General features: G+C 42.7%; 1 protein-coding gene and 1 pseudogene. One reads left to right on the top strand and one right to left on the bottom strand.

Annotated elements, in window-relative coordinates:
- Positions 1-334: 334 nt before the first annotated feature.
- Positions 335-1,525, bottom strand: coding sequence for an RNA-guided endonuclease InsQ/TnpB family protein (locus tag F6K37_RS38570; RefSeq protein ID WP_071103859.1), 1,191 nt, complete (start codon positions 1,523-1,525; stop codon positions 335-337).
- Between the two features lie 566 nt (positions 1,526-2,091).
- Between F6K37_RS38570 and F6K37_RS38565 the strand changes: the two are divergent.
- A pseudogene (locus F6K37_RS38565) lies at positions 2,092-2,341 on the top strand (hypothetical protein); the annotation flags it as partial.

The following is a 2,341-nucleotide window of genomic DNA, read 5'->3' as shown; positions in this document are numbered from 1 at the left end:
ACAAGGACGCCAGACTATTCAGCAAAATTTGGAAAATTTGCAACAACTGTTTACTGTTCTGAGTACTACCATGGGTCGGCTACCCCAAGGGTCTGACCTAGGTACTGATAGTAGCTCTAGTCTATCTTCCAAACAATAGAATACTATTTAACACAAAAAAAAATATAAATATTATTGAGTTGATCGGCTACCCCAGCGACAGGCAAAGTGTTCAGCATTAATGGTGACTGCTAAGTTGCTCAATTCGTTGTTATCTGATATAAATTTAACCTAATTGACATCCTCCCACCGCGCTCATCGGAGATTATAGCGGGGGATTCCTAAGACTCACGACTTAGGTTTCTGTTTCCTTCTCCCTTTTTGGGGAGTTTTTCACACCAGCCTTCCGAGACTTACTCTCTTCGGGTCTTACGGTCGCTCCACAGACTGACACGGCAAGCCCTGCCGCCAAAATATTAATTGATGCGTTGATATCGCGATCGTGGTGAGTATTGCAAGATGGACAATCCCACTCTCGAATGTTTAAGGGCAAAGATTCGACGCGATTCAAGCACACAGAACACAGTTTACTACTGGGAAAGCATCTGTCAATTGATACAGCTTCACGGTTGTACCATTCTGCTTTGTATTTGATCTGACGGATTATTTCCCCCCAGTTGGCATCACTAATCACCAGGGCTAATTTGTGGTTTTTTACCATGTTTTTCACAGCTAAATCTTCAAACACGATCAATTGGTTTTCTGAGACTAGTTGAGTAGTTAGCTTGTGGGTAAAATCCCTTCTAGCGTCCTTGATTTTTGCGTGTATTCTGGCTACCTTCAACCTGGCTTTGTCGCGATTATTAGACCCCTTTTGTTTCCGCGACAAAGCCTTTTGGTATTTAGCCAGTTTTTTCTTAAGCTTTTTAAAATGTTTGGGATTGGCAATTTTCTTCCCGTCACTGGTTGTGATTAGACTGGTAACTCCTAAATCAAAGCCAATTTGTTTATCCGTGGAAGGCAAACTCAAGTTCCTATGGTCATTAAACCTGATCGAGATATGCCAACGATTGGAAGGATCTAAGCTAACTGTAACAGTACTTGGATTGCAGTTTGCAGGTAGCTGACGACTCCAGCGAATAGGCAAAGGTTCTTGACATTTAGCCAGATAGATCTGACCATTTTTCCATTTAAATGCGGATTTTGTGAATTCTGCACTACCACCATTGCGCTTTTTCTTGAAGTTTGGATATTTAGTGCGACCTGCAAAGAAGTTCGTAAAAGCAGTTTGAAGGTGTCTTAATCCCTGTTGAAGTGGGACAGAACTAACTTCATTTAAAAAGAACAATTCATCCTTTTTCTTCCACTCTGTCAACATTGAGGAAGTTTCTTTATAGCTGACTCGTTTTTGGTGTTCGTACCATCCTTTTGTTCTAGCGTCCAAGGTTTTGTTGTAGACAAGTCTTACACAGCCTAGAGTTCTCCTCAACAGAGTCTCCTGTTCAGGGGTTGGGTAAAAACGGTAACGGTAAGCTTTTTCAGTCATGTTTACATTTTAAAGCATTCCGTGTAAAATTTCAAGTGGACGCAATTCATGAGGGTCAGAAGTTACCGCAAAAATAAGGCAGCCTTTATGGTTGGTCGGCTATGGGTAAAAGAGGCGCGCACCTTTGGTTAAAACTTTGAGGCGCGCGCGCTTGACCCGTAATTTAATTACGGGTCAAGCGCGCCTCCATGATTAAGGCTGCCTTATTTTAAGGTTTCGTCTCCGGGCTTTGTGCGGAACCTGCGTCCGCACTTTATAAGCGCTGTCCCCCGCTAACCCTACGGGTATAACGGGAGTCTTCTTGCTCTTAAGGTTAATTTAATTAACCGAGTGTCTGTTAATGGTTGACGCTTAGGTGTTCACAGTCACCAATAAACTCTCAACAAAAGTTATATCCTTTAAAGAATCCTACCACTACTCTCTTGGTGCCCGTTCACCCTTAGCTTTCAAAAAGTGCGGGGTCGCACCGCAACCCAAAGGTGGACGTGGGAATATCAAAAATTATTCATAATAAGTCAATCTAAACTAAATTACAGAACTACCCTAATAAGCGCGAGTATAGTATTATGGCTCCTAGCGATGACTTCAGACAATACCTTAAGACAGGGAATATTAAAGAAGCTCTTGTCCTAGCCCTGAGCGAAGCAGTTGATTTGAAAATTACCACCTGGGTAGCCGACACCAATGCTGATTTAGATGCAGCCCAGGCAAAACCTGGTCATCGTATGTGTACCCGCATTGATACTATTAACGGTGCCATCGATAATGAAGTAGGAGACCAGTTTATCGGCAATGGTCGCTATAGAGAACTGCGGC

The organism is Moorena sp. SIO4E2, from assembly GCF_010671945.1.
GTDB classification, from domain to species: Bacteria; Cyanobacteriota; Cyanobacteriia; order Cyanobacteriales; family Coleofasciculaceae; genus Moorena; species Moorena producens.
This window is presented reverse-complemented; position numbering and strand designations above follow the sequence as displayed.

Coding starts and splice junctions, on each gene's coding strand:
- F6K37_RS38570 (WP_071103859.1), bottom strand. CDS start 1,525: ATGACTGAAAAAGCTTACCGTTACCGTTTTTACCCAACCCCTGAACAG.